A 23,422-nucleotide genomic window follows, 5' to 3' on the forward strand; every position below is an offset into this window, starting at 1 on the left:
CGCAATAACTTCAGGCCCCTGACTCCTCCCTCCCCCGCAGGAAGCTCGCGGCTATGCGCCTGAAGTGGCTGACCAATTTGAATACGTTGTTACTGGTGACGGTGTGCATCGCCCTGGGCGTCACGCTGTGGTGGTCGCAGCGGGCGCTGGAGCGCCCCTACCAGATGATGGAGCGCTACCTGACCCTGTCGCGCCATTTCCAGACTGAGGCGGCCGAGAACATCCAGGCCTATCTTGGCAACGGCGATGCCTTGCGCCATGCCGCGGCACTGCAGGCCACGGTGCAACTGCAAGCCTCGCTGGCCGACTGGCCCGAGACGATGGCCAGCCAACTGCGCCCCAGCCTGGACGACCTCCAGGCCTTCAGCGCGGGTGAGTTGCTGGCCGCCGGCAAGTTGGCCGGTGACCCCCAGGCGCTGTTGCTGCAATCCGAGCGCGAGCTGGGGGCCAATCTGGAGCAACTGACCACCTATGCGCGCGACAGCACCAGCCCCGACGCTGGGCGATACCTGCTGCCGCTTGTCGAGGCGACCTTGCACCTAAGCAGGCTTGGCCTGGCGCGGGAAAAGCTGGTGGGCAGCGGCCGGCCGGAACTTGCGAACGAGCTGGAACGCGAGCTGCAATCGATTCAGGCCCAGGCGCACGTCATCGAAGGCTTGCCGCTGCTGGGCGTGACCCGTGCTGCCGAATCCGGCGCGGATGACTTTGCCGCGCTGATGGGTTTGCAGACCGATACCCGTGCCCAGCAGGAAGACGTCGCCGTAGGCCTCAAGCGCGAGTTGCAAAGCCTGGTTGGGCGCTATCCGGCCGAGCTGCAACGTACCCGTGCCCAGATCGCCCAGCGCGCCGCCCTGGCGACCCGCGCCACGCAACAACTGGAGGCAGTGCGCCAGGCCATCGCGGCCCTGGAGCCAGAGGTGCGCAGCCTGCATGGCACGATCGCGGGCGAAGTGCGCACCCTGCAAGGGGGGATGATCGTGATGATCCTGCTGATCGCCCTGCTCATCGACACCCTGCAACGTCGTCTTGCACGCACACTCACCGGCCTGGCGCCTGCGCTGTCGCGCTGGGCCGAGGGCGATTTTACCCAGCCTGTCGAAATGGGCAGGACCAACCGCGAGCTGCATGACATCCAGGCCTCGCTCAATCGCCTGCGCCAGTACCTGGTCGAACTGGTAGGCGCCCTGCGGCACAACGCCGAGCAAGTGGCCGGCAGCAGCCATGCGCTGGCCGACATGAGTGCTGCCTTGCACGATGGCGCACAACGACAGGCCGGGGATACCGGGCAGATTCGCGACGCGCTTGGAGAACTGGAAGCGACCATCCAGCAGGTGGCTGGCGACGCCAGCGCTGCAGCCCTGGCCAGCCGTGACGCAGGCCGGGCAGTGGAACAGGGCCAGGCGGTGATCGGGCAAAGCTTGTCGGGTTTACGCACGCTGGTCGACGAGGTGCAGGGCAACGCGCGCATGATCGAGCAACTGGCAGAAGAGTCGGCCACGATCGGTGGCGTGCTGACAGTGATCCGGTCCATCGCGGAACAGACCAACCTGCTGGCACTCAATGCCGCCATCGAAGCCGCCCGCGCCGGTGAAATGGGTCGCGGGTTCGCCGTGGTAGCCGACGAAGTCCGCACCCTGGCCCAACGCACCACCGGCGCTACTGGGGAAATCCAGACCCTGATCGACAGATTGCAGCAGGCAGCCAAGGGCGCCGTGGACGGTACGCGGGTACAACTGGAGCATGCCGAGGCCACTGCCAATCAGGCCCAGACCGCCGACGGCGCATTGGACGAAATCGTGTGCGCGATCCGCACCATTGCCGACACTGCCCTGCGCATTGCCGAAGTGACGGCGCAACAAAGCGCAGCGGTGAGCGAAATCCGTGACCACAGCGAGCGGATTCATCAACTGGGCGGAGATAATCTGCAACGCATCGGTGAAGGACGCGAGCAAGGCGACCACCTGCTTAGCCTTGGCAGCGCACTGAACCAGGCGGTGGGTGCCTTCAGGGCCTGAACCGACCGCCCTGGCTCCACGAAATAGCTTTAGACCATCACCGGCAAGACGGGCAGGCCCACGCATGGTTCCCTGAGCGTCAACTCCGTTATGATGCGCGGCACGTTCGTTCTTGCGAGTTCACCATGCACCGCCTGTTTTTCCTGTTGTGCCTACTGCTGGCCAGCCCGGTGTTCGCCACGGGGTTGCTGGACAATCGCCCCAGCGCCACCCTCGGCGCCTCCTCACTGGCCGGCAATGCCGACTTCCTCCCGGTACACGAAGCCTTCAAGCTCAGCCTGATCCAGGCCGACGCCCATGCCATCAAGCTGCGCCTGGTGGCCACCGACGGCTATTACCTGTACCGCCACCGTTTCGTGTTTCGAACCGAGCCGGCCGACATTGTTCTGGGCACGCCGGTCATCCCGAAGGGCGAGGCCAAGCATGACGAATTCTTCGGCGATGTGGAGGTGTATCACGGCATCGTCGACATCGAGCTGCCACGCAATGATTCCAGGGCTTTCACCTTGCAGGTGGGCTACCAGGGCTGCGCTGACAAAGGCTTGTGCTATCCACCTGAAACCGAACGGCTGAGCATTGACGGTGATAGCGCGCCGAGCAGCCAGGCCGCGCACGTCTGGGACTGGAAAGCGCTCCTGCTGTTCTTCATCGCCGGCGTAGGCCTCACGTTCACGCCATGCGTGCTGCCCATGCTGCCCATTCTCTCGGGTGTGGTACTGCGCGGTCAGACAGGAGGGCTGCGCGGGCTGTCGCTGTCACTGGCCTATGTGCTGTCCATGGCTGCCAGCTTCGCCGCCCTCGGGGCCTTGATGGGCCTGTTCGGCGCAGGCCTCAACCTGCAGGCGCGCCTGCAGTCGGCCTGGGTACTGGTGCCTTTTGCGCTGTTCTTCGTGGCTTTCGCCCTGGCCATGTTCGGCTTGTTCGAACTCAAGCTGCCCCAGGCCCTGAGCAACCGTCTGGACGGCGTCGCCAATCGCACCCAAGGCGGCTCGCTGCTGGGCGCCGCGGCCTTGGGCGTGTTGTCCAGCCTGTTGGTTTCACCCTGCGTTTCGGCGCCGCTGGCCGGTGCTCTGCTGTATATCAGTGCCAGTGGAGACGCCCTGGGCGGTGCGCTCAAACTGTTCGCGCTGGGCCTGGGCATGGGTGCCCCGCTGCTGCTGGTCGCAACCGGTGGCGCCGCCTGGCTGCCGAAAAGCGGCCCATGGCTCAACAGTGTCAAGAACGCCATCGGCGTCCTGTTGCTGGGGCTGGCCATCGGTTTGCTCAGCAGGGTCTTGCCAGGGCCCGTCACCTTGGGGCTGATCGGGTTGCTCGCGGCCGGGGTGGCCGTGTTCCTGGGGACACTGGAATTCGTCGTCAAGACGCCTCGCCAACGCCTGGCCCAACTGCTTGGCCTGGCGCTGCTGGTCTACGCCCTGGCCTGCGGGTATGGCGCCCTCAGCGGCCAGGGTGATCCGCTGCGGCCGTTGCCTCCGGTTGGTGAGAGCATGGCTGGTCAGGCTGCGTCCCCTGCCCAGGCGTGGCAAACACTGACCACCGCCGAGGCGCTCGATGCTGCACTGGCCGATGCCAAGGCCGCAGGCCAGCCGGTACTGCTGGACTGGTACGCAGACTGGTGCATCAGTTGCAAAGTCATCGAGCACGAGGTGTTGAATGCACCTCAGGTACTGCCGCAACTGGCGGGCTTCAAACTGTTGCGCCTGGACCTGACGCGCAGCGATGCGGCCCAGCGAGCCCTGCTGGACCGCTATCGGTTGTTCGGCCCGCCAGCGTTGATGTTCTTTGCCGCCAACGGCAGCGAACTGACCGCTGATCGGGTGATAGGCGAGATAAATGCCGAGAACTTTGCGTCCATTTTGTCCCGCGTTCGCGACACGTCAGGCCTGTAACGGCCCGCTGGCATAGGAACATATCGGCGATCAGTGACCGGATCCTGCTATTCGGTCATATACTTCGCGCGAATCTCGGTCATCGTGCTGGCTATTGCCGGGAACTGGACACTTGCCGTCGCTTTAGGCACACTCGCCGCGCTGTGTCGAATTGCCCTACAAATCCAAGGAACTCGCAGATGGCAACGCTACTGGTGCTTCACGGCCCCAATCTGAACCTGCTCGGTACGCGCGAGCCCGGCCACTATGGCGCCGTGACCCTGGCCCAGATCAACCAGGACCTAGAGCAACGTGCTCGCGCCGCGGGCCACCATTTGCAGTATTTGCAGAGCAATGCCGAATACGAGTTGATCGATCGCATTCATGCGGCACGCAACGAGGGTGTGGATTTCATCCTGATCAATCCGGCTGCATTCACCCACACAAGCGTTGCACTACGTGACGCATTGCTCGCGGTGAGCATCCCATTCATCGAAGTGCACCTGTCCAACGTGCACAAACGCGAACCGTTCCGTCATCACTCCTACTTTTCCGATGTAGCCGTAGGGGTGATCTGTGGTCTGGGCGCCAGCGGTTATCGCCTGGCCCTGGAGTCCGCGCTGGAACAGCTGGCTGCCAACGCACAGCCCAAATGATGAAAGCCCTGGCCTCGGTGGCCAGGGTCAAGAGAAGCGTGTCGACACGCTTTAACAATTTCGCCCCCTGACCGAACCTTTGGGAGTTGATGATTAATGGATATCCGTAAAGTCAAGAAACTGATCGAGCTGCTGGAAGAGTCTGGCATCGACGAGCTGGAGATCAAGGAAGGCGAAGAGTCGGTTCGCATCAGCCGTCACAGCAAGACCCCAGCTGCCCAGCAGTTCTACGCACCTGCCCCGATGGCTGCGCCTGCCGCTGCCCCGGTCGCCGCTGCCGCCCCTGCTGTCGAAGCTGCCGCCGCTGCCCCGGCCCTCAAGGGCACCGTCATCCGCTCGCCAATGGTAGGCACCTTCTACCGCAAACCTTCGCCGACCTCGCCGAACTTCGCTGAAGTGGGCCAGAGCGTGAAGAAAGGCGACACCCTGTGCATCGTCGAAGCCATGAAGATGATGAACCACATCGAAGCCGATGTCGGCGGTGTCATCGACGCCATCCTGGTAGAAGACGGCCAGCCGGTTGAGTTCGACCAGCCGCTGTTCACCATCGTTTGAATCGCGGAGAGCCAACGATGTCTGGGAAGCTCGAAAAAGTCCTGATCGCCAACCGCGGGGAAATTGCCCTGCGGATCCTGCGTGCCTGCAAAGAGCTGGGTATCAAGACCGTCGCCGTGCACTCCACCGCTGACCGTGAACTGATGCACCTGGGCCTGGCAGACGAGTCGGTCTGCATCGGCCCTGCATCGTCCAAGGATTCGTACCTGCACATCCCGGCGATCATCGCCGCTGCCGAAGTCACCGGCGCGACCGCGATTCACCCCGGTTACGGCTTCCTGGCGGAAAACGCCGATTTTGCCGAGCAGGTTGAGAAGTCCGGCTTTGCCTTCATTGGCCCCAAAGCCGACACCATTCGCCTGATGGGTGACAAGGTGTCGGCCAAGGACGCGATGATCAAGTCGGGTGTACCGACCGTGCCGGGCTCCGACGGCCCGCTGCCGGAAGACGAAGAAGTCGCGCTGGCCATCGCTCGCGACGTCGGCTACCCGGTGATCATCAAGGCCGCCGGTGGCGGTGGTGGTCGCGGCATGCGCGTGGTGCACAAGGAAGAGGATTTGATCGCCTCGGCCAAGCTCACCCGTACCGAAGCCGGTGCAGCCTTCGGCAACCCGATGGTGTACCTGGAGAAGTTCCTGACCAACCCACGTCACGTGGAAGTACAGGTCTTGTCCGACGGCCAGGGCAATGCGATCCACCTCGGTGACCGTGACTGCTCGCTGCAACGCCGCCACCAGAAGGTGCTGGAAGAGGCTCCGGCCCCAGGCATCAACGAGAAAGCGCGCCAGGAAGTGTTCAAGCGCTGCGTGGACGCGTGCATAGAGATCGGCTACCGCGGTGCGGGAACGTTCGAGTTCCTGTACGAAGATGGCCGCTTCTACTTCATCGAGATGAACACCCGTGTGCAGGTTGAGCACCCGGTGTCGGAGATGGTCACAGGCATCGACATCGTCAAGGAGATGCTGAGCATCGCCGCTGGCAACAAGCTGTCGTTCCGCCAGGAGGACGTGGTGGTCCACGGCCACTCGCTGGAGTGCCGTATCAACGCCGAAGACCCGAAGAAGTTCATCCCAAGCCCCGGCAAGGTGAAGCACTTCCACGCACCAGGCGGCAACGGCGTGCGCGTCGATTCGCACCTGTACAGCGGTTATTCGGTTCCGCCGAACTATGACTCGCTGATCGGCAAGCTGATCACCTGGGGCAAGGACCGTGACGAAGCCATGGCCCGCATGCGCAATGCCCTGGACGAGATTGTCGTCGATGGCATCAAGACCAACATCCCGCTGCACCGTGATCTGGTGCGTGATGAAGGCTTCTGCAAAGGCGGCGTCAACATTCACTACCTCGAGCACAAACTGGCCAACCAGGATTGATCGCGTAGTGTGACGTACAAGAACCCCGGACTGGCTCCGGGGTTTTTTATTGCCTGTTAGGCTTCATTAATGGCTGATACGGCCCTTCAGGGTGCTTGCGGCCAAACACTGTGCAAATGGCGATCACCCAGCAAACGGTGTCTACCGACCTAGCAGAGCAATCTGCGTATTCCCGCCGCCCTCTCTAACTTGCATGACTTGATGATCTGGCTTGCCGCAAAGAGCAAGCACCGATGCCGCTTGAGTATGAAGCGTGCCCTGCAACGAAAATTCCTACTGAGCATTGGGAACTTCCTGGCAAGACGAAAACAGTACCTTCGAATATAAATTGAGTGCAGGAAAGCGACTCGATGAGTACCTGGTTAATGCGGCGTTGAGACGGCAGGCCTACTCGGTACTGCTTGCGAAAAACCGACTTGCGATTCCGTTTGGCAGGCTGCCATGGAGAATCACTCGAGCGAAGCCTGCCACTTGCCCAATGCCTTCAAACACACCTGCACCGTTTAATTCGCCAGAGGCCCTCATGTTCGATCTGAAGATGCTGATGGAAATCAATCGGCAGAACTGCGAAGCCTTGCAAGACCCTTTATCCATAGGGCCCGCCGTCTCATGCACCCGCACCTTCACCGTTCTGCCATTACGCTATGCCGCCGTGGGCGGTAATCCCCACCAGCGTCAGCAGCTCCCTACTCTGCCTCAACACCTGCGCCACCCGCATCGCACCGCCGCGCTGCATCAGGCGGACTATGCCATTCGCCCGCTGCGTGAAGGTTTCCTGTATGTCATGGAAAAGCGCAGGCTCAGTGGGCAATACAGCCTTCACCCTCCCTATCGAATCGCCGCGAACGGCGCCCTGTCGCTCTTCGACCCTGAACATCCAGAGCCAAAACCGCCTGGCATCTCCATATTCCAGGATGTCGTGCGCGCTATGACCTGGGCATTCACGGTTCATGATCTCGACGACTTGCTCGAGCTTCGCCTGTTCTACAGCCCCGATCCGTTGACCATCGCGGCGCAGCGGCAATTGCTGCGTCGACGCGACCTGCTGCCTGCCGTAGACATAGCGCCCTTCGCCAGCCCCAGCTGCCCAATGCCCAGGCCCTACACGATACGTCATGACCAGTTGAACCTTGTCGCCGACTTTGCCGCGGAATCCAACGACGTGTTGCGCACGCTGTTGGACGCTCAGGTCTTCAGTACACCAAGCATCAGCTCGCTGGCGGCGGCCCGCCAAGCCTTGGGCCCCTTGGGCAGTAAACCTGAAGCACGGGGCGTTGCCGTGGTGGTGGAGGATGCCATCGGCATTACCCAGGAACTCAATGCCTGGCGCAACGCTGGCATGGAACACCTCAAGCATTGGCTGGAAGCCAGCACTGAGAGCGGTGGCCCTAGTAACGAGCGAAAGGTGTTGGTTGCGCAAACATTCACCGAACTGCATCAGCAATTCACGGAGCGAAAGGTTGCCGCAATGGTCGATCGCCGCAGAGAGGCGATGCGCGGCTATCTCGGCAGCGACGAGGCGGTTCCACGGTACATGGCCGAGTGGTGGGCAACAGCTAAAGAGCACATTCTGGACAGCGCCGCTGAACTTGAAAGGCAGAAGCTCGAAACGCGCGCGAAAAACGGAGAATTTGCCAAGCAATTCGAAGAGCGCTATCTGTCACTCGTTAACCTAAAAGGTATGTACCAGCACCTTGATGTGTTTGAGGCGCAGAGCGCCGAAGCCCAACGTCTCGCCGAGTCCAGAGCGGCAGATCACCTCGCATGGTTGAAGTCGTCCGCGCTGGTGGACGCACTTGCCCACTACGACGAAAACGACCCTGCCAATGGCCTGTGCTTTGCGCACCAGACAGGGCTGTGCGTAGCCGGCCTCGAAGGCGTGCCATCCGGCGCAGCGCTGCTTGCTCAATGGTGGCGCGCCGACGCTATCACCCCCGACAACCTGGCGCTGCGCTCGTTTGTCCATAATCAGCGCGAGATCGCAGAGGTGCTTGCGCAGACACGCACAGCGCTGGACGCACTGGCACCGGGCAGCGACCCTATTCTTCAACTGGAGGCGGCCCTCAAACAAGCCAAAGAGCTCGCCGCACACTTCAGCCGGCTGGACAGCCACCTGGACCAGCTCACGCAACACAGCCCCACCAACACTGCTGGCGCGCTGGCCTGGCTCGGGCAGCTGGGGCGCCAGAGCCTGTCAGTAGGTGCGCCCGGTAGCACTGACCGGTTGCTGTATCGACGCCTGAGCACCTACCTCATTGCCTCACTGGGTAAGCAAGCCGTGGAACTGCGCTTGAGTGAGCAGGCGCTGGACGGTAAAACGCCCTCGCCCGGTCGCGTCGCGGCCCCCATCGTGCGCCGGCTTGATCGAGCTTATGCCGAGACGTTGAACGGGGTGCACGGGAATCAGTTCTATCGCTTGCGGGTCGCCAGCGGATTGCTGCTGTTGGAGGCCGGGCTGCTGTTGTTACAAGGCAGACGGGATGACAAGGACCGACGCTTCTGGAGCGAAGTGACTGCGGCCGCATTTACCAGTGCGGCTGCGGGGATGGAGCTGCTTGCGGTGGGCACTGAACTGACACTCAGGGGTGTTGGTGGGAACAGCGTCACTGCGCGGGGCGCGCAAGTTAGCCTGGGACGGTATCGGTTGTGGGGGGCTGGTTTGGCGGCGGTGGGGGGAATCATAAGCATTAGGTGGGACTATTCCGATGCCCTTGATGCACAAGCTAAATCTGAACAGTTATCAGTAGCAGCTTATGGCGCCAGGATAGGCGCTACTCTTGCCTTACTCACGGGACAAGGAGGAATAGCGTTTTCCCAGGCTAGTGCGCTTCTAAGTTGGCTATCCATCAGCGTCAAAAGCACATACACAAGTAGCTTAAGCACTACGCTGTCACTATTATCAGCACGACTGGCCGCGAACAATGCTGCCATGCTTTGGCTTAGTCGCCTGAGCTGGTTCGGAGGCGCCATCGTGCTCATTAGCAGTACCGTCTTACTTATTATCGACAAAGACGCCCTTGAAAAATGGTGCAACAAATGCTGCTTTCGCATTCAACTATCTGACAAAGGTTATGCCGAAGACTCAGAAGAACTCAAAGACCTGTTCAGCGCAATCTGGGAGACCACCTAGTGTACCTTTTTGAGTGGCTTACATGGCTTGCCTACACCGATCCGAAGGACGAGCGCGAAGCTTTCGAAAAGCGACATAAAAAAACCAGAAAAAAAATCGTGTATGAAAGCGACGATCAGGAAATGATTGAGGCCGCGAAGAAATCAGCCAGCAATATCCCTAAAAGTCGCGGACCAATTTATATTTATAACGAGCACGTTCTGGAAATACGCAGTGGCATGTGGGAGGATAAACGCGGACTTATCAGCCTGATTTCCGCTACTTTCATAGGTACGGCCGCATCTTTCTTATACATGGCGGCAATATCGTTGATGCGACTGTTGGAAATGGATAAAAGCGTTCAGGATGAGTCATACGGACCCCAGCTATTCATAGCGCTATTTAGTACCAGCTTGGCGCTATTGATTTTCATACCTTACGTAAAATATGGCTTACGTATTTCACGTTTGGAAATGTTCACATCCCGCCATTTGCTAGTACGCTTCAACCGAATTACCCAACAGGTCTACCTGCATCGTCCGACGTCCTGTGGGGGTATCGCCACACTTCCCTGGCACGGCGTCACCTCCAGTGGCTCAGATAAAAAATACGCTACAGCCGCAGGCGTAGGCCTTCCATTGGAACTCCTATGGCCGCCTTCATTCACCGGCACACTTCATCCAGAACTCGTCCACGTCGGCAAAGCCTCCAACAACTTTGCGGAGCAGCAATCCGAGTGGGAGTTCATCCGCCGCTTCATGGACGAGGGCCCTGAGGGCCTGCCGCGCCCGTCTATCACCTCGCATTTTCCCTGGCCCTGGCAAGCCTTCACGCCTCAATTCGAAGGCCTGACCCACTACTTTCGAAAATCCTCTCGAATCACCAAACTCGGCCTGGTCTTGATCTCGCCCGCCTTCCTGATCATCGGCACCGGCCATTGGCTAAGCCTGATGCTGTGCTGGAAACCGCGCTGGCCCAGGATCATTCGTGAAGCCGGTTTGCCCGGAAAACCCGTCCCGCCGCTGACCACACTTGATGATTATCCACCCGCTATCCAAGCACGGTTGCGTGAAAACGCTTACCTATGGGCTACTCGCCCAGGCAAACGCCCGCAGAGAAAGAAACGCACCTCTACCCGTAAGCCAAAGACCGAAATGGCCACCGCGTGCCTACAAAACGATATCTCCGGTGAAACACATCGTGCGGACGGCTCATCGGGCTGATATCAACTTGAAGTTTTTCTCTTGGCTATGATCACTCCACATGGGTTATTCACTGAACGCGGCTTCCAGCCATGTGTATTGTGCTGTTGATCTTCGCGACTTCAGCAGGCCGAACGCAGCCTGTGCGTAGGGCACGGCTCTGAAGCGGCAAGCTGCGGCGCCTGAACGATTGCGCGGTCAGCAACAACAGCAAAAAGATGCCGCCACGACGCTACCCTTTCATACGAGGCATCTCGATGCGATGCTCGTGCACGCGCCGATACAATGTCGCACGCGAAATGCCCAACGCCTGGGCAGCCTCGGCGGGCTTCCAACGATGCCGGATCAACGCATCCAGCAATCGTTGCCGCGCCGGGCAGGACGCCTCGCTCGTGACTCGGCCAACCTCCTGCCCACGGACTTCCTCAGGCAGGTCAAGCAGGCGCAGCTGCCCACCCTCGTTCACAGCGCACGCATAACGCAACACCTGCCGCAACTGGCGCAGGTTCCCCGGCCAGCGGTACTCCAGCAACGCCTGCAAGGCATCGTCGGCTAGCGCCACGCTCACGCCACACGCGTCGGCCTCTTCGGCCAGCAACTGGTGAATGAGCCCCAGCCGGTCTTCGCGCTCGCGCAGCGCCGGCAACGCGAAGCGGGCGTTGGCCAGGCGAAAATACAAGTCCTCACGAAACTGTCCCTGCTCCACCCTCGCCGCCAGGTCGCGGTGCGTGGCGCAGATCACCTGAATGTCCACGCGCTGGCGCCGCGCAGCCCCCAAGGGGGCTACCTCACCTTCTGCCAGTACCCGCAACAGTCGGGTCTGCAGGCTCAGTGGCATGTCGCCAATCTCGTCCAGAAACAGCGTGCCGCCATCGGCCTGGTGTACAAGCCCTTGCATACCCTTGCTCGAAGCCCCGGTAAAGGCGCCCGCGACATAACCAAACAACTCGCTCTCGATCAGGTTCTCGGGGATGGCGGCGCAGTTGAGCGTGACGAACGGGCCGGTGCCGCGCTTGCTTTGCTGATGCACCTGGCGAGCAAAAACTTCCTTGCCTGTACCCGTCTCACCCTGCACCAGCACTGCAAGGTTACAGTCCTTGACCCGTGTGGCCAGGCGCAAGTGTTGTTCGATGCGCCGGTCCAAGCCTTGCAGCAAGGGCTCGACCGGCTGCTTGCGCTGGGGGGCGCTGACCCGGCCATACAGCTCGCCCAACCCTGGCAGACGTTGCGCAGACGCGTTGCTGACCCGTCGCAATTGCTCTTGGTCGAACAGCTCACCAATGTGAGCAGGCAAGCGTCCCAGGCGCTGCATCAGGCGTTGCCGTGTCAGGCTGTTCATCGCCTGCAGGCGACCGTCGGCGTCCCAGGCCAGTAGATAGTCAGGCTGGCTTTCCACGTAGCCTGGGGTGCCGTGGGCACGCATCACCCAGTGGCCTTGGGCGCTGTGCATGAAAAAGGCGTTCTCGATTTCGCGTGCGGTCTGCTCGACCAATTGCCGGATCAGGTGCTGGCTGCGGCGGTCGTCGGGCGAGCGCAGCGCAGAGACGTCCAGCACCCCCAGCAACTCGCCAAAGGGGTCGAAAACAGGCGCCGCGCTACAGGTCAGACCGATGAAGGCAGCGCGAAAGTGATCGCGCTTGTGCACGGTGACCGGTGCCTTGGTGGTCAGCACCGCCGCTACCCCGCAGGTACCCTCTTCTCCTTCCGACCAGCAGGTGCCCAGGTACAGGCCGGCCTTGCGGCAGTCAGTGCGAATGGCCGACTCGACCCGGTAATCGATGGTGCGGCCCTGGGCATCGGTCAGCAGCACGCAGTAGTCGGCCTCGCGCACCTGTTCGTGCAAGCGTGCCACGGCATCCCCGGCAATGCGCAGGAACAGCTCCGAGCGCTCTCGGCATTCGTTGAGCAGGGCCTGGGAAAGGATACGCGGCCCTTGCTCGGAGGCGGGATCGAGACGGTACAGCTCCATGGAGCGACGCCAGGAATCGAGGATCAACGGCGGTACTGGCGCCTGGGGCAGACGGTCGGCGTTCTTCAGTACCCTGCTGACGCAGTCGACATGAGCGCGGGAGTTCGCGGCAAGCATTCGGGCCCTCCGGTTCTCGTTGCTGTTCTTGTGGTTGTGCAGCCATTAAGCGCCTGCGCGCAGGCATGGACAAGCACGGTGTGATCAAAGGTGTGATTGAGACGCAGCGTCTCAGCGTCTCGCCGCACAACGCCCAGAGCGGCACCTGGCGTCTCAGCACGGCGACCCGCCTGGCAGCAGGCAAGACGATCCCAGGCCTCTGCGGCGGGCCTTTGCGGGATTTCATTCAGAGCTGGCACCGCGCTTGCTCTTGTCCTTGCAAACAAGAACACGAGGTGCGCCATGCCGCTACCCGCCCCACTGGTCGGCATCATTGCCAACCCTGCTTCAGGCCGAGACCTGCGTCGCCTGACAGCCACTGCCGGCTTGTACTCCAGCACTGACAAAGCCGCTGCCATCGCGCGCCTGCTCGCCGCATTCGGCGCAACAGGTGTCGGCCACGTGCTGATGCCCAGCGACATGACTGGCATCGCCGCCGCCGTGGTCAAAGCCTGCACCGGGCCGATGGCGCGCGATCAACACTGGCCTGCCCTCGAGATACTCGACCTGCCGCTGACCCAGACCGTCAGCGACACCCGCCTTGCCACGCGCAACATGGTGGCGCGGGGGGTGTCGCTGATCGCTGTGCTGGGGGGCGACGGTACGCACAAGGCCGTCGCGGCAGAAGCTGGCGACGTACCCTTGCTGACCTTGTCCACCGGCACCAACAACGCCTTCCCGGAGCTGCGCGAAGCCACCAGTGCGGGCCTTGCAGGCGGCCTGGTGGTCAGCGGCAAGGTGCCAACCTCCATCGGCCTGCGCCGCAACAAACGCTTGCTGGTCAGGGTGCCCCAACAGCAACTGAGCGAATGGGCGCTGGTGGAGGTCGCGGTATCGCCTCAACGTTTCATCGGTGCGCGGGCCCTGAGCCGCAGCGAGGACCTGAGCGAAATCTTCGCCTGCTTTGCCGAGCCCCACGCCATCGGCTTGTCGGCACTGTGCGGCCTGTGGAGCCCGGTCTCGCGGCAAGCGCCTCACGGCGCCTGGGTGCGCCTGGGCGAAAACGCCGGGCAGGCGCTGCTGGCCCCCGTGGCACCCGGCGTGCTGCAAGCCTGCGGCATTACTGCCTCGGGCTACATGGCGCCTGACGCGCCGTACCGCCCGGTCCTCGTCCAGGGCACCTTGGCGCTGGACGGCGAGCGGGAAATCGAATTCTGCGCCCATGACACCCCCACCATCACCCTCGATCACCTGGGCCCTTTGAGTGTGGACGTGCAGGCGGTGCTCACGCATGCCGCCCAGCATCGTCTGCTGGCTGTACCCCTGGGCCACCCGCTGCACCCCGCGACCCGTTGAGACAACCCCGGAGAACAACAAGATGTCCAATCAACCGAGTTCCGCACAACTGCTGCATGCCTATGAAGTGATGCGCACCATTCGTGCCTTCGAAGAACGCCTGCACGTCGAGTTCGCCACAGGCGAAATACCCGGCTTCGTCCACCTTTACGCGGGTGAAGAGGCCAGCGCGGCGGGGGTGATGGCCCACCTGCGCGACAGCGACTGCATCGCCTCCAACCATCGCGGCCATGGCCACTGCATCGCCAAGGGCGTGGATGTGTACGGGATGATGGCCGAGATCTACGGCAAGAAGACCGGGGTCTGCGGCGGCAAGGGCGGCTCGATGCACATTGCCGACCTGGGCAAGGGCATGCTCGGCGCCAACGGTATCGTGGGCGCCGGCGCACCGTTGGTGGTGGGCGCTGCGCTGGCAGCCAAGCTCAAGGGCCGCGACGATGTGTCCGTGGTCTTCTTCGGAGATGGCGCCTCCAATGAAGGCGCGGTGTTCGAAGCCATGAACATGGCCGCGATCATGAACCTGCCGTGCATCTTCGTCGCCGAGAACAATGGTTATGCCGAAGCCACGGCGTCCAACTGGTCAGTGGCCTGCGATCACATAGCCGACCGCGCGGCCGGCTTCGGCATGCCAGGGGTCACCATCGACGGTTTTGATTTCTTCGCGGTTCACGAAGCCGCCGGTGCCGCCATCGAGCGCGCACGTTCCGGCCAGGGGCCGTCGCTGATCGAGGTCAAGCTCAGCCGCTACTACGGTCACTTCGAAGGCGATGCGCAAACCTACCGCGCGCCCGATGAGGTGAAGAACTTGCGCGAAACCCGTGACTGCCTGCTGCAGTTCCGCGACAAGACCGTGCGCGCGGGGCTGCTCGAAGCAGGGCAGCTGGACAGCATCGACGCCCGCGTCGAGGACCTGATCGAGGACGCCGTGCAACGCGCCAAGTCCGACCCCAAGCCACAACCTGCCGACCTGCTCACCGACGTCTACGTCGCCTATCCCTGAGCCGCTCAGAACAAGAACAACAGGAGAACCACCATGGCAAGAAAGATCAGTTACCAGCAGGCCATCAACGAAGCCCTGGCTCAGGAGATGCGTCGTGACGATACCGTGTTCATCATTGGCGAAGATGTGGCCGGCGGTGCAGGCGCGCCAGGCGAAGACGATGCCTGGGGTGGCGTGCTGGGCGTGACCAAGGGCTTGTACCACCAGTTTCCAGGCCGCGTGCTGGATGCGCCCCTCTCGGAGATCGGCTACGTAGGCGCTGCCGTTGGTGCGGCCACCCAGGGCTTGCGCCCGGTCTGCGAACTGATGTTCGTCGACTTCGCCGGCTGCTGCCTGGACCAGATCCTCAACCAGGCGGCCAAGTTTCGCTACATGTTCGGCGGTAAGGCCGTGACGCCGCTGGTCATGCGCACCATGTACGGTGCCGGGCTGCGCGCCGCGGCCCAACATTCGCAAATGCTCACCTCGCTGTGGACGCATATCCCAGGCCTGAAGGTGGTGTGCCCGTCCTCACCGTATGACGCCAAGGGCCTGCTGATCCAGGCCATCCGCGACAACGACCCGGTGATCTTCTGCGAGCACAAGCTGCTGTACAGCATGCAGGGCGACGTACCGGAAGAGGTGTACACGGTGCCGTTCGGCGAAGCCAACTACCTGCGCGATGGCAGCGATGTCACCTTGGTGACGTATGGCCGCATGGTGCATGTGGCCATGGAAGCCGCCAACAACCTGGCCCGCCAGGGCATCGACTGCGAAGTCCTGGACCTGCGCACCACCAGTCCACTGGATGAAGACAGCATCCTTGAGAGTGTCGAGAAGACCGGGCGCCTGGTGGTGATCGACGAGGCCAACCCCCGTTGTTCGATGGCCACGGACATCAGCGCCCTGGTGGCGCAGAAGGCATTCAGCGCGCTGAAAGGGCCCATCGAAATGGTGACGGCGCCGCACACGCCCGTTCCGTTTTCCGACGCCCTGGAAGACCTGTATATCCCCGACGCTGCCAAAATCGAAGCAGCCGTGCGCACCGTCCTCGACGCTACAAGGAGCGCCGCATGAGCCAGATCCATACCCTGACCATGCCCAAATGGGGCTTGTCGATGACCGAAGGCCGGGTAGACACCTGGCTCAAACAGGAAGGCGACGTCATCACCAAGGGCGACGAAGTGCTGGACGTGGAGACGGACAAGATCAGCAGCAGCGTCGAGGCGCCGTTCAGTGGCGTGCTGCGCCGCCTGGTGGCCAAGCCGGATGAGACCCTGCCGGTAGGTGCGCTGTTGGCCGTGGTGGTTGAAGGCGAAGCCGACGACGCCGACATCGACGCTGTGGTACAGCGCTTCCAGGCCGAGTTCGTGGCCGAAGGTAGCACCGACCAGGCCCAAGGCCCGGCGCCTCAGAAAGCCGAGGTGAAGGGGCGCTTGTTGCGTTGGTTCGAATTGGGCGAAGGCGGGACGCCCTTGGTGCTGGTACATGGCTTTGGCGGCGACCTCAACAACTGGCTGTTCAACCACCCTGCCCTGGCCACCGATCGACGCGTGATCGCCCTCGACCTGCCGGGCCATGGCGAGTCGGCGAAAGCCTTGCAGCGCGGTGACCTGGAGGAACTGAGCGAAACGGTGCTGGCCCTGCTCGATCACCTGGACCTTCCCCGGGCGCACCTGGTCGGCCACTCCATGGGCGGCGCGGTTTGCCTGGGCCTTGCGCGCCTGGCACCGCACCGGGTGGCCAGCCTTGGTCTGATCGCCAGCGCGGGTCTGGGCGAGGCGATCAATGGGCAATACCTGCAAGGGTTCGTCGCGGCAAGTAGCCGCAACGCCCTCAAGCCGCAGATGGTGCAACTGTTCGCCGATCCAGCCCTGGTCACGCGGCAGCTGCTCGAAGACATGCTCAAGTTCAAGCGTCTTGAGGGCGTAGACCAGGCGCTGCAGGTGCTGGCCTCGGCCCTGGCCGAGGGCGATCGGCAACGCCACGACCTGCGCGGCGTCCTGGGCCAGCACCCCGCCCTGGTGATCTGGGGCGGCAAGGACGCGATCATTCCGGCCAGTCACGCCCAGGGCCTGGAAGCCCAGGTGGTGGTCATGCCGGACGCTGGCCACATGGTGCAGATGGAGGCCGCCGACGCGGTCAACCAGCACCTGCTCGCTTTCCTGCGCAGCCATTGACCCTCCCTGGCTTCTGGAGATTCCTATGAACGACTTGAGCAACCCACACATGCGCGCGGCGGTCTGGCACGGGCGCAACGACATCCGCGTCGAGCAGGTGCCTCTCCCGGCCGATCCTGCACCTGGGTGGGTGCAGATCCAGGTGGACTGGTGCGGCATCTGCGGCTCGGACCTGCACGAATACGTGGCCGGGCCGGTCTTCATCCCGGTAGACGCGCCACATCCTCTTACCGGTATTCAGGGCCAGTGCATCCTTGGCCACGAGTTCTGCGGCCGGATCGCCAAGCTCGGCGCAGGGGTCGAGGGCTATGCGGTGGGCGATCCGGTGGCGGCGGACGCCTGCCAGCACTGCGGGACCTGTTATTACTGTACCCATGGGATGTACAACATCTGTGAGCGACTGGCGTTCACAGGGCTGATGAACAATGGCGCCTTCGCCGAGCGGGTCAATGTGCCGGCCAATCTGCTCTACCGGCTGCCGCCCGGTTTTCCAGCGGAGGCAGGGGCGCTGATCGAACCGCTGGCGGTCGGCATGCACGCGGTGAAAAAAGCGGGCAGCCTGCTGGGCCAGACCGTGGTGGTGGTGGGCGCCGGTACCATCGGGCTGTGCACCATCATGTGCGCCAAGGCGGCAGGCGCGGCGCGGGTGATCGCCTTGGAAATGTCTTCGGCGCGCAAGGCCAAGGCATTGGAAGTGGGCGCCAGCGTGGTCCTGGACCCTAACCAGTGCGATGTGTTGGCCGAGGTTCGCGTGCTCACCGCCGGGCTGGGGGCTGACGTGAGCTTCGAGTGCATCGGCAACAAGCACACGGCCAAGCTGGCCATCGACACCCTTCGCAAGGCCGGCAAGTGTGTGATGGTGGGGATTTTCGAAGAGCCGAGTGAATTCAACTTCTTCGAACTGGTGTCCACCGAGAAGCAGGTGATCGGCGCCCTGGCCTACAACGGCGAGTTCGCCGACGTGATCGCCTTCATCGCCGATGGTCGGCTGGACATACGCCCGCTGGTGACCGGCCGCATCGGGCTGGAGCAAATCGTCGAGCTGGGGTTCGAGGAACTGGTGAACAACAAGGAGGAAAACGTGAAGATCATTGTGTCGCCGGGATTGGGTCGCTAAGCGCACGGTATCGAAGCTCCCTCTAGAGCGGCCTTGCCGGTCCGGCGCCCCGGCAAGGCCGCTTCTACCCAAGGCCCCCACAGCTTGCAAACGTGGCGCAAAGCCCCCTCGCCCCGCCCGCACCACTCGCTGTTTCAGGCGCCCGATCTGAGTCATAATCGGCGCACTCACTGCCCGGTCCTCGCCATGCGTCCACTGCTTCCCCTGACCCTGCTCCTGTTGCTCGCTGCCTGTGGGGATGGCGAATCCCTGAGCCCACCCGATGCACGCCTGCCGGACGGCGGCCGCTACCGTGGCCAGGTGGTCGACGGCTTGCTGCAGGGCCAAGGACGTATCGATTACCCCAATGGCAGCTGGTATGCCGGCGGCTTCAAGGACGGCTTGTGGCACGGTCAGGGGGAATGGCATGGGCAGAACGGCGAAGTCTACCGCGGCCAGTTCGCCGCTGGCCTGTTCGAAGGGCTTGGCGACCTGACCACTCCGGGTAGCCACTATGCGGGTACCTTCCGCCATGGCAGGCGCGATGGCGAAGGCACCCTCAAGCAGACCGGGCAAACCTACCGCGGGCAGTTCAAGGACGACCTCTACGACGGCGCAGGCGAACTGGAGCTGGCCGACGGCAGTCGCTACCGGGGCCTGTTCGCCAAGGGCAAGCCCAACGGCGCCGGCGTGCGCAGCGACGCCAGCGGTAATCAGTTCAGCGGCAGGTTCGTGGATGGCCAATTGCAAGGCACTGGCACCTACGACAGCGTCGAAGGCGAGCAGTACATCGGCGAGTTCAAGGACAACCGCCTCGAAGGCCGCGGGCGCTATGAAAACGCCGAAGGCGACGTGTGGATCGGTCAGTTCAAGGACGGTTCGCTCAGCGGCGAGGGTGAAATGCTGGGCAGCGATGGCAGCCATTACAAAGGCACCTTCCTCGACTGGCGCATGTCGGGCCAGGGCAGCCTGCAACTGGCGGATGGCAGTCAATATGTGGGCCACATGCTCGATGATGCCTACCACGGGCAGGGGCGCCTGACGCTGGCTGACGGCAAGGTACAAGCCGGTATCTGGGCCAATGGCGTTCGGGTCCGCGATGAACACGGCACCTTGCTGCCGGACCCGCTCGACATGGCACTGCTCAATCAAGGGCGCTTGCTGAAGGAAGCCTTGGCCGCCGTGCCCCGGTCCCAGCCGGCGGTCGAGCTGTACAGCCTGGTGGTGGGTGGCGACGGGCAGCAGAGCGTTTTTCTGCGCGAAGCCGATTACGTGAGCAACCTGCTGAAAGTACGCTTTGGTGCCAAAGGGCAGGTGACGCTGGTCAACCATCGCGACTTCATGGCGACGCGCCCCATGGCCACGCGGCAGAGCATCACCCGCGCAGCCAGCACCCTGGCCGAGCGCAGCGGCCCGGAAGACCTGCTGTTTATCTACCTCACCAGCCACGGCAGTCAGGACCACCAACTGGTCCTCGATCAACCACGCCTGCAACTGGCCGATATTTCCGCCGACGAGTTGGCCGATGCACTGGCCCCCTTGAAAAATCGTGACAAGGTCATCGTCATTTCCGCGTGTTATTCCGGTGGTTACATCGATGCCCTGAAGGACTCGCGCACACTTCTGATGACAGCAGCCCGAGCCGACCGGGTTTCCTTCGGTTGCTCGGAAGAAGCCGACTTCACCTATTTTGGCGATGCCCTTTTCGCGCAGGCGCTGAACCAGACGGACGATCTGAAACAGGCGTTTGAACTGGCGCGCACCCGCGTTGCCGAACGTGAACGAAACGAAGGCTTCGAAGCGTCCGAGCCGCAGCTGTGGGCACCGCCAAACGTACTGGAGCACTGGCAGCGCCTACGCCGGCATCAAGCCGAAGAGGCCTTGCGCAATACGACACAGGCCGCGGTGGGGGCACAGGCGAAAACGCCGCGCACCCACTAAGCTTGTGTGTAACAAGGGAGAGACATCATGTACTTGACGCCTCAGCATGTCTTGCTTGCCGGAGCGACCGGCCTGACTGGCGAGCACCTGCTCGACCGCCTGCTCAACGAGCCCACCATCACCCGGGTGCTGGCGCCTACACGCCGGCCTTTGGCAGAACATCCACACTTGGAAAACCCCGTGGGCGATCCGGCTGTCTTTTTACCCCAGCTGGAGGGCCGCGTGGACATTGCCTACTGCTGCCTGGGCACGACATTGAAGCAGGCAGGCTCGGAGTCTGCATTCAAGGCCGTGGACCTGGACATGGTGGTGGCCTTCAGCAAGCGAGCCCGCGAGATGGGGGCCAGGCACTTGCTGGTAATCAGTGCCGTGGGTGCCGACCCGACATCCTCGATCTTCTACAACCGCGTCAAAGGTGAGATGGAAGAAGCCCTCAAAGCCCAGGACTGGCCTCAACTGACCATCGTCCGCCCGTCGCTGTTGCTCGGGGAACGCACCGAGCCAAGGCTCACTGAAACCCTGGCCGCTCCCTTTTCCAAGCTGATTCCTGGCAAGTACCGGGGCATAGAGGCCTGCACCCTGGCGCGAGCGCTGTGGCGCCTGGCGCTGGAGGAAGAGGACGGTATCCGGATCGTGGAGTCGGACGAGTTGCGCAAGTTGGGGAAAAACTGAGCCGCTGCCTGCTCGCAAGCGGCTAGGTGCAGCCCTCAGAAGCCGCCGCTGCCGTGATAGTAGATGCCGGCGGCAGCTGGCAGGGTCAACGGCAGTAACAAGGTATCGAGCAGAAAACTCGCCGGCAGATCGAGGGAGGCGAACCGAGGCGCCTCGACGCCGAAGCGGGCCTGGGGGCAACAGCCACCGCTGATCGCATACCAATCCAGCCGGGTGCCTGCATAGACCACGGGCGCCCCTGGCTTGGTGCCATCCAGGGTGCGTACCGTGGCGCACCCACCAAGCATCAACACAGCCAATGTCCCGGCCAGCCCTCTTTTCAATCATCCACCCCATAGTGATGTTCACCCCAACGCGGCAGCATGTCCTGAGGGATGTTCAGCAGGTTGAGGATGCGCGCCACCACGAAGTCGACCAGATCGTCGATGGTCTGTGGCTGATGATAGAAGCCAGGCGAGGCCGGTAGCATCACCGCACCCATCTGCGACAGCTTGAGCATGTTCTCGAGGTGAATGGTAGAAAACGGCGCCTCACGAGGCACCAGGATCAACTGCCGACGCTCCTTGAGGGTGACATCGGCAGCCCGCTCGATCAGGTTGTTGCACGCACCGGTGGCGATCGCCGACAGCGTGCCGGTGGAGCACGGCACCACCACCATGGCCGCCGGTGCGCCGGAACCCGAGGCCACGGGCGACATCCAGTCTTCCTTGCCGTACACCCGAATTTGCCCGTCGGCAGCCCCGGTGTACTCGGTCAGAAACGCCTGCATCGCCTGCGGCTTGGCAGGCAGCAGGACGTCGGTTTCGGTCGCCATGACCAGCTGTGCCGCCTTGGAAATCAGAAAGTGCACCTCCCGATCTTCGCGCACCAGGCAATCGAGCAGGCGCAGGCCGTACTGCGCACCCGACGCCCCGGTCATCGCCAGGGTAATGCGTTGCGGCCCGTTCACTTGAGCGCCTCGGCCAGCTTGCCGTGCAGGCCGCCAAAGCCGCCGTTGCTCATGATCACCACCTGGGTACCGGGTCGCGCCTGGCGCTTGACCTGCTCAATGATCGCCTCGAGGCTGTCGGCCACTACGCTGGGGACTTTGCATTGCGCGGCCGTGGCTGCCAGGTCCCAACCCAGGTTGGCCGGGGCATACCAGATCACCTGGTCAGCATCGTTGACGCTTTCAGGCAGGCCATCGCGGTGCGCGCCCAGTTTCATCGAATTGGAGCGCGGCTCGATGACGGCGATCACCGCTGCATCACCCACGCGCTTGCGCAGGCCGTCCAGGGTGGTGGCGATGGCCGTGGGGTGATGGGCGAAATCATCAAAGATGGTCACGCCTTGCACTTCGGCGACCTTTTCCATGCGCCGCTTGACGCTCTTGAACGCACTGAGGCCCTCGATGCCCATCGCCGGTGCCACGCCAACGTGACGAGCGGCCGCCAGGGTCGCCAAGGCGTTGGCCACGTTGTGCTGACCGGTCAGGGCCCACTCCACCACGCCTTGCACGTGCCCGTCGAACAGCACCTCGAAACGCGATCCGTCCGGGCTGAGCAGGCGTGCCTGCCACTGACCGCCGTCACCGGTGGTCTGCACGGGCGTCCAGCAGCCCATCTCGATGACCCGGGCCAGCGCGTGTTCGGACGTGGGATGGATCACCAGCCCTTCGCTGGGGATGGTGCGCACCAAGTGATGGAATTGACGCTCGATGGCAGCAAGGTCAGGGAAAATGTCGGCGTGGTCGAATTCCAGGTTGTTCAGGATTGCCGTGCGCGGATGGTAATGCACGAACTTCGAGCGCTTGTCGAAGAAGGCGCTGTCGTACTCGTCCGCTTCGACCACGAAGAACGGCGTATCACCCAGCCGCGCCGATACGGAGAAATTCTGCGGCACCCCACCGATCAGGAACCCAGGGCTCATGCCGGCATGCTCGAGCACCCAGGCCAGCATGCTGCTGGTGGTGGTTTTGCCGTGGGTACCGGCGACTGCCAACACCCAGCGACCCTGCAGCACATGGTCGGCCAACCACTGCGGGCCCGACACATAAGGCAGGCCTTTGTTGAGCACATGCTCCACCGCCGGGTTGCCACGGGACATGGCGTTGCCAATGACGACCAGATCGGGAGCCGGCTCCAGCTGGGCAGGGTCATATCCCTGAGTCAGCTCGATGCCCTGGGCCTGGAGCTGGGTGCTCATCGGCGGATAGACGTTGGCGTCCGATCCGGTGACGCGGTGGCCAAGTTCCTTGGCCAGCACCGCCAGCGAGCCCATGAAAGTGCCGCAAATACCGAGAATGTGAATGTGCATGGTCGACCTCGCAAAACTTCGAGGCAGGGTAGCCCAGGGCGCGACAAATCGCACCCGCTG

Annotated in this window: 18 protein-coding genes; 14 read left to right on the top strand and 4 right to left on the bottom strand. The window is 62.7% G+C overall.

What is annotated here, in order from left to right:
- The first annotated feature begins 53 nt into the window (after positions 1-53).
- The 7 genes from MOP87_RS18115 to MOP87_RS18145 all read left to right on the top strand — a co-directional run bounded on the left by MOP87_RS18115 (position 54) and on the right by MOP87_RS18145 (position 10,799).
- Positions 54-2,015: a methyl-accepting chemotaxis protein gene (locus MOP87_RS18115; RefSeq protein WP_145280788.1), complete on the top strand. Its 1,962-nt coding sequence runs from the start codon at positions 54-56 to the stop codon at positions 2,013-2,015.
- Positions 2,016-2,140: 125 nt separating this feature from the next.
- A complete protein-coding gene (locus MOP87_RS18120) occupies positions 2,141-3,904 on the top strand; it encodes a protein-disulfide reductase DsbD (protein ID WP_128610116.1) in 1,764 nt (587 codons plus the stop codon).
- Between the two features lie 179 nt (positions 3,905-4,083).
- Entirely contained in the window at positions 4,084-4,539 is a 456-nt protein-coding gene (aroQ, locus tag MOP87_RS18125; RefSeq protein ID WP_003255330.1) for a type II 3-dehydroquinate dehydratase, read from the top strand.
- A gap of 96 nt (positions 4,540-4,635) precedes the next feature.
- Positions 4,636-5,094, top strand: coding sequence for an acetyl-CoA carboxylase biotin carboxyl carrier protein (gene accB / locus MOP87_RS18130; RefSeq protein ID WP_023535179.1), 459 nt, complete (start codon positions 4,636-4,638; stop codon positions 5,092-5,094).
- Positions 5,095-5,111: 17 nt separating this feature from the next.
- On the top strand, positions 5,112-6,467 hold the full coding sequence (gene accC, locus MOP87_RS18135; protein ID WP_242809873.1) for an acetyl-CoA carboxylase biotin carboxylase subunit: 1,356 nt from the start codon (positions 5,112-5,114) through the stop codon (positions 6,465-6,467).
- A 523-nt stretch (positions 6,468-6,990) separates the two neighbouring features.
- Positions 6,991-9,597: a T6SS effector BTH_I2691 family protein gene (locus MOP87_RS18140; RefSeq protein ID WP_242809874.1), complete on the top strand. Its 2,607-nt coding sequence runs from the start codon at positions 6,991-6,993 to the stop codon at positions 9,595-9,597.
- The gene (locus MOP87_RS18145) at positions 9,597-10,799 is read left to right on the top strand and encodes a hypothetical protein (protein ID WP_242809875.1); all 1,203 of its coding nucleotides are present in this window, start codon (positions 9,597-9,599) and stop codon (positions 10,797-10,799) included. The genes MOP87_RS18140 and MOP87_RS18145 overlap by 1 nt, the downstream gene beginning before the upstream one ends.
- Positions 10,800-11,010: 211 nt before the next feature.
- On the opposite strand, the gene MOP87_RS18150 is transcribed toward MOP87_RS18145, so the two are convergent.
- Positions 11,011-12,864: a sigma-54-dependent Fis family transcriptional regulator gene (locus MOP87_RS18150; RefSeq protein ID WP_028687647.1), complete on the bottom strand. Its 1,854-nt coding sequence runs from the start codon at positions 12,862-12,864 to the stop codon at positions 11,011-11,013.
- A 282-nt stretch (positions 12,865-13,146) separates the two neighbouring features.
- Between MOP87_RS18150 and MOP87_RS18155 the strand changes: the two genes are divergently transcribed.
- The 7 genes from MOP87_RS18155 to MOP87_RS18185 all read left to right on the top strand — a co-directional run bounded on the left by MOP87_RS18155 (position 13,147) and on the right by MOP87_RS18185 (position 21,067).
- Positions 13,147-14,199, top strand: a complete 1,053-nt coding sequence (locus MOP87_RS18155; protein WP_242809876.1) for an NAD(+)/NADH kinase — start codon at positions 13,147-13,149, stop codon at positions 14,197-14,199.
- Between the two features lie 22 nt (positions 14,200-14,221).
- Positions 14,222-15,199, top strand: coding sequence for a thiamine pyrophosphate-dependent dehydrogenase E1 component subunit alpha (locus MOP87_RS18160; protein WP_023534974.1), 978 nt, complete (start codon positions 14,222-14,224; stop codon positions 15,197-15,199).
- A 33-nt stretch (positions 15,200-15,232) separates the two neighbouring features.
- Complete coding sequence (locus tag MOP87_RS18165; protein WP_028687649.1) at positions 15,233-16,255, top strand: alpha-ketoacid dehydrogenase subunit beta; 1,023 nt, start codon at positions 15,233-15,235, stop codon at positions 16,253-16,255.
- Entirely contained in the window at positions 16,252-17,358 is a 1,107-nt protein-coding gene (locus MOP87_RS18170; protein ID WP_242809877.1) for an acetoin dehydrogenase dihydrolipoyllysine-residue acetyltransferase subunit, read from the top strand. Before MOP87_RS18165 ends, MOP87_RS18170 begins: the two co-directional genes overlap by 4 nt.
- 49 nt (positions 17,359-17,407) lie before the next feature.
- Positions 17,408-18,475 (top strand): 2,3-butanediol dehydrogenase, encoded by a 1,068-nt coding sequence (locus MOP87_RS18175; protein ID WP_225806720.1) that lies wholly within the window; start codon positions 17,408-17,410, stop codon positions 18,473-18,475.
- A gap of 186 nt (positions 18,476-18,661) precedes the next feature.
- Positions 18,662-20,395, top strand: a complete 1,734-nt coding sequence (locus tag MOP87_RS18180) for a C13 family peptidase (protein ID WP_027915155.1) — start codon at positions 18,662-18,664, stop codon at positions 20,393-20,395.
- A 27-nt stretch (positions 20,396-20,422) separates the two neighbouring features.
- Positions 20,423-21,067: an oxidoreductase gene (locus tag MOP87_RS18185; RefSeq protein ID WP_023534952.1), complete on the top strand. Its 645-nt coding sequence runs from the start codon at positions 20,423-20,425 to the stop codon at positions 21,065-21,067.
- 35 nt (positions 21,068-21,102) lie between these two features.
- Here MOP87_RS18185 and MOP87_RS18190 read toward each other — a convergent pair whose 3' ends face one another.
- The 3 genes from MOP87_RS18190 to mpl are packed head-to-tail and all read right to left on the bottom strand — an operon-like array spanning position 21,103 to position 23,362.
- Positions 21,103-21,390, bottom strand: coding sequence for a YceK/YidQ family lipoprotein (locus MOP87_RS18190; RefSeq protein WP_027915153.1), 288 nt, complete (start codon positions 21,388-21,390; stop codon positions 21,103-21,105).
- Entirely contained in the window at positions 21,387-22,016 is a 630-nt protein-coding gene (gene ubiX, locus MOP87_RS18195; RefSeq protein ID WP_027915152.1) for a flavin prenyltransferase UbiX, read from the bottom strand. Before ubiX ends, MOP87_RS18190 begins: the two co-directional genes overlap by 4 nt.
- Positions 22,013-23,362: a UDP-N-acetylmuramate:L-alanyl-gamma-D-glutamyl-meso-diaminopimelate ligase gene (mpl, locus tag MOP87_RS18200; protein WP_027915151.1), complete on the bottom strand. Its 1,350-nt coding sequence runs from the start codon at positions 23,360-23,362 to the stop codon at positions 22,013-22,015. Before mpl ends, ubiX begins: the two co-directional genes overlap by 4 nt.
- Positions 23,363-23,422 lie beyond the last annotated feature (60 nt).

Source organism: Pseudomonas sp. I3-I5, assembly GCF_022699445.1.
Lineage (GTDB): Bacteria > Pseudomonadota > Gammaproteobacteria > Pseudomonadales > Pseudomonadaceae > Aquipseudomonas > Aquipseudomonas fulva.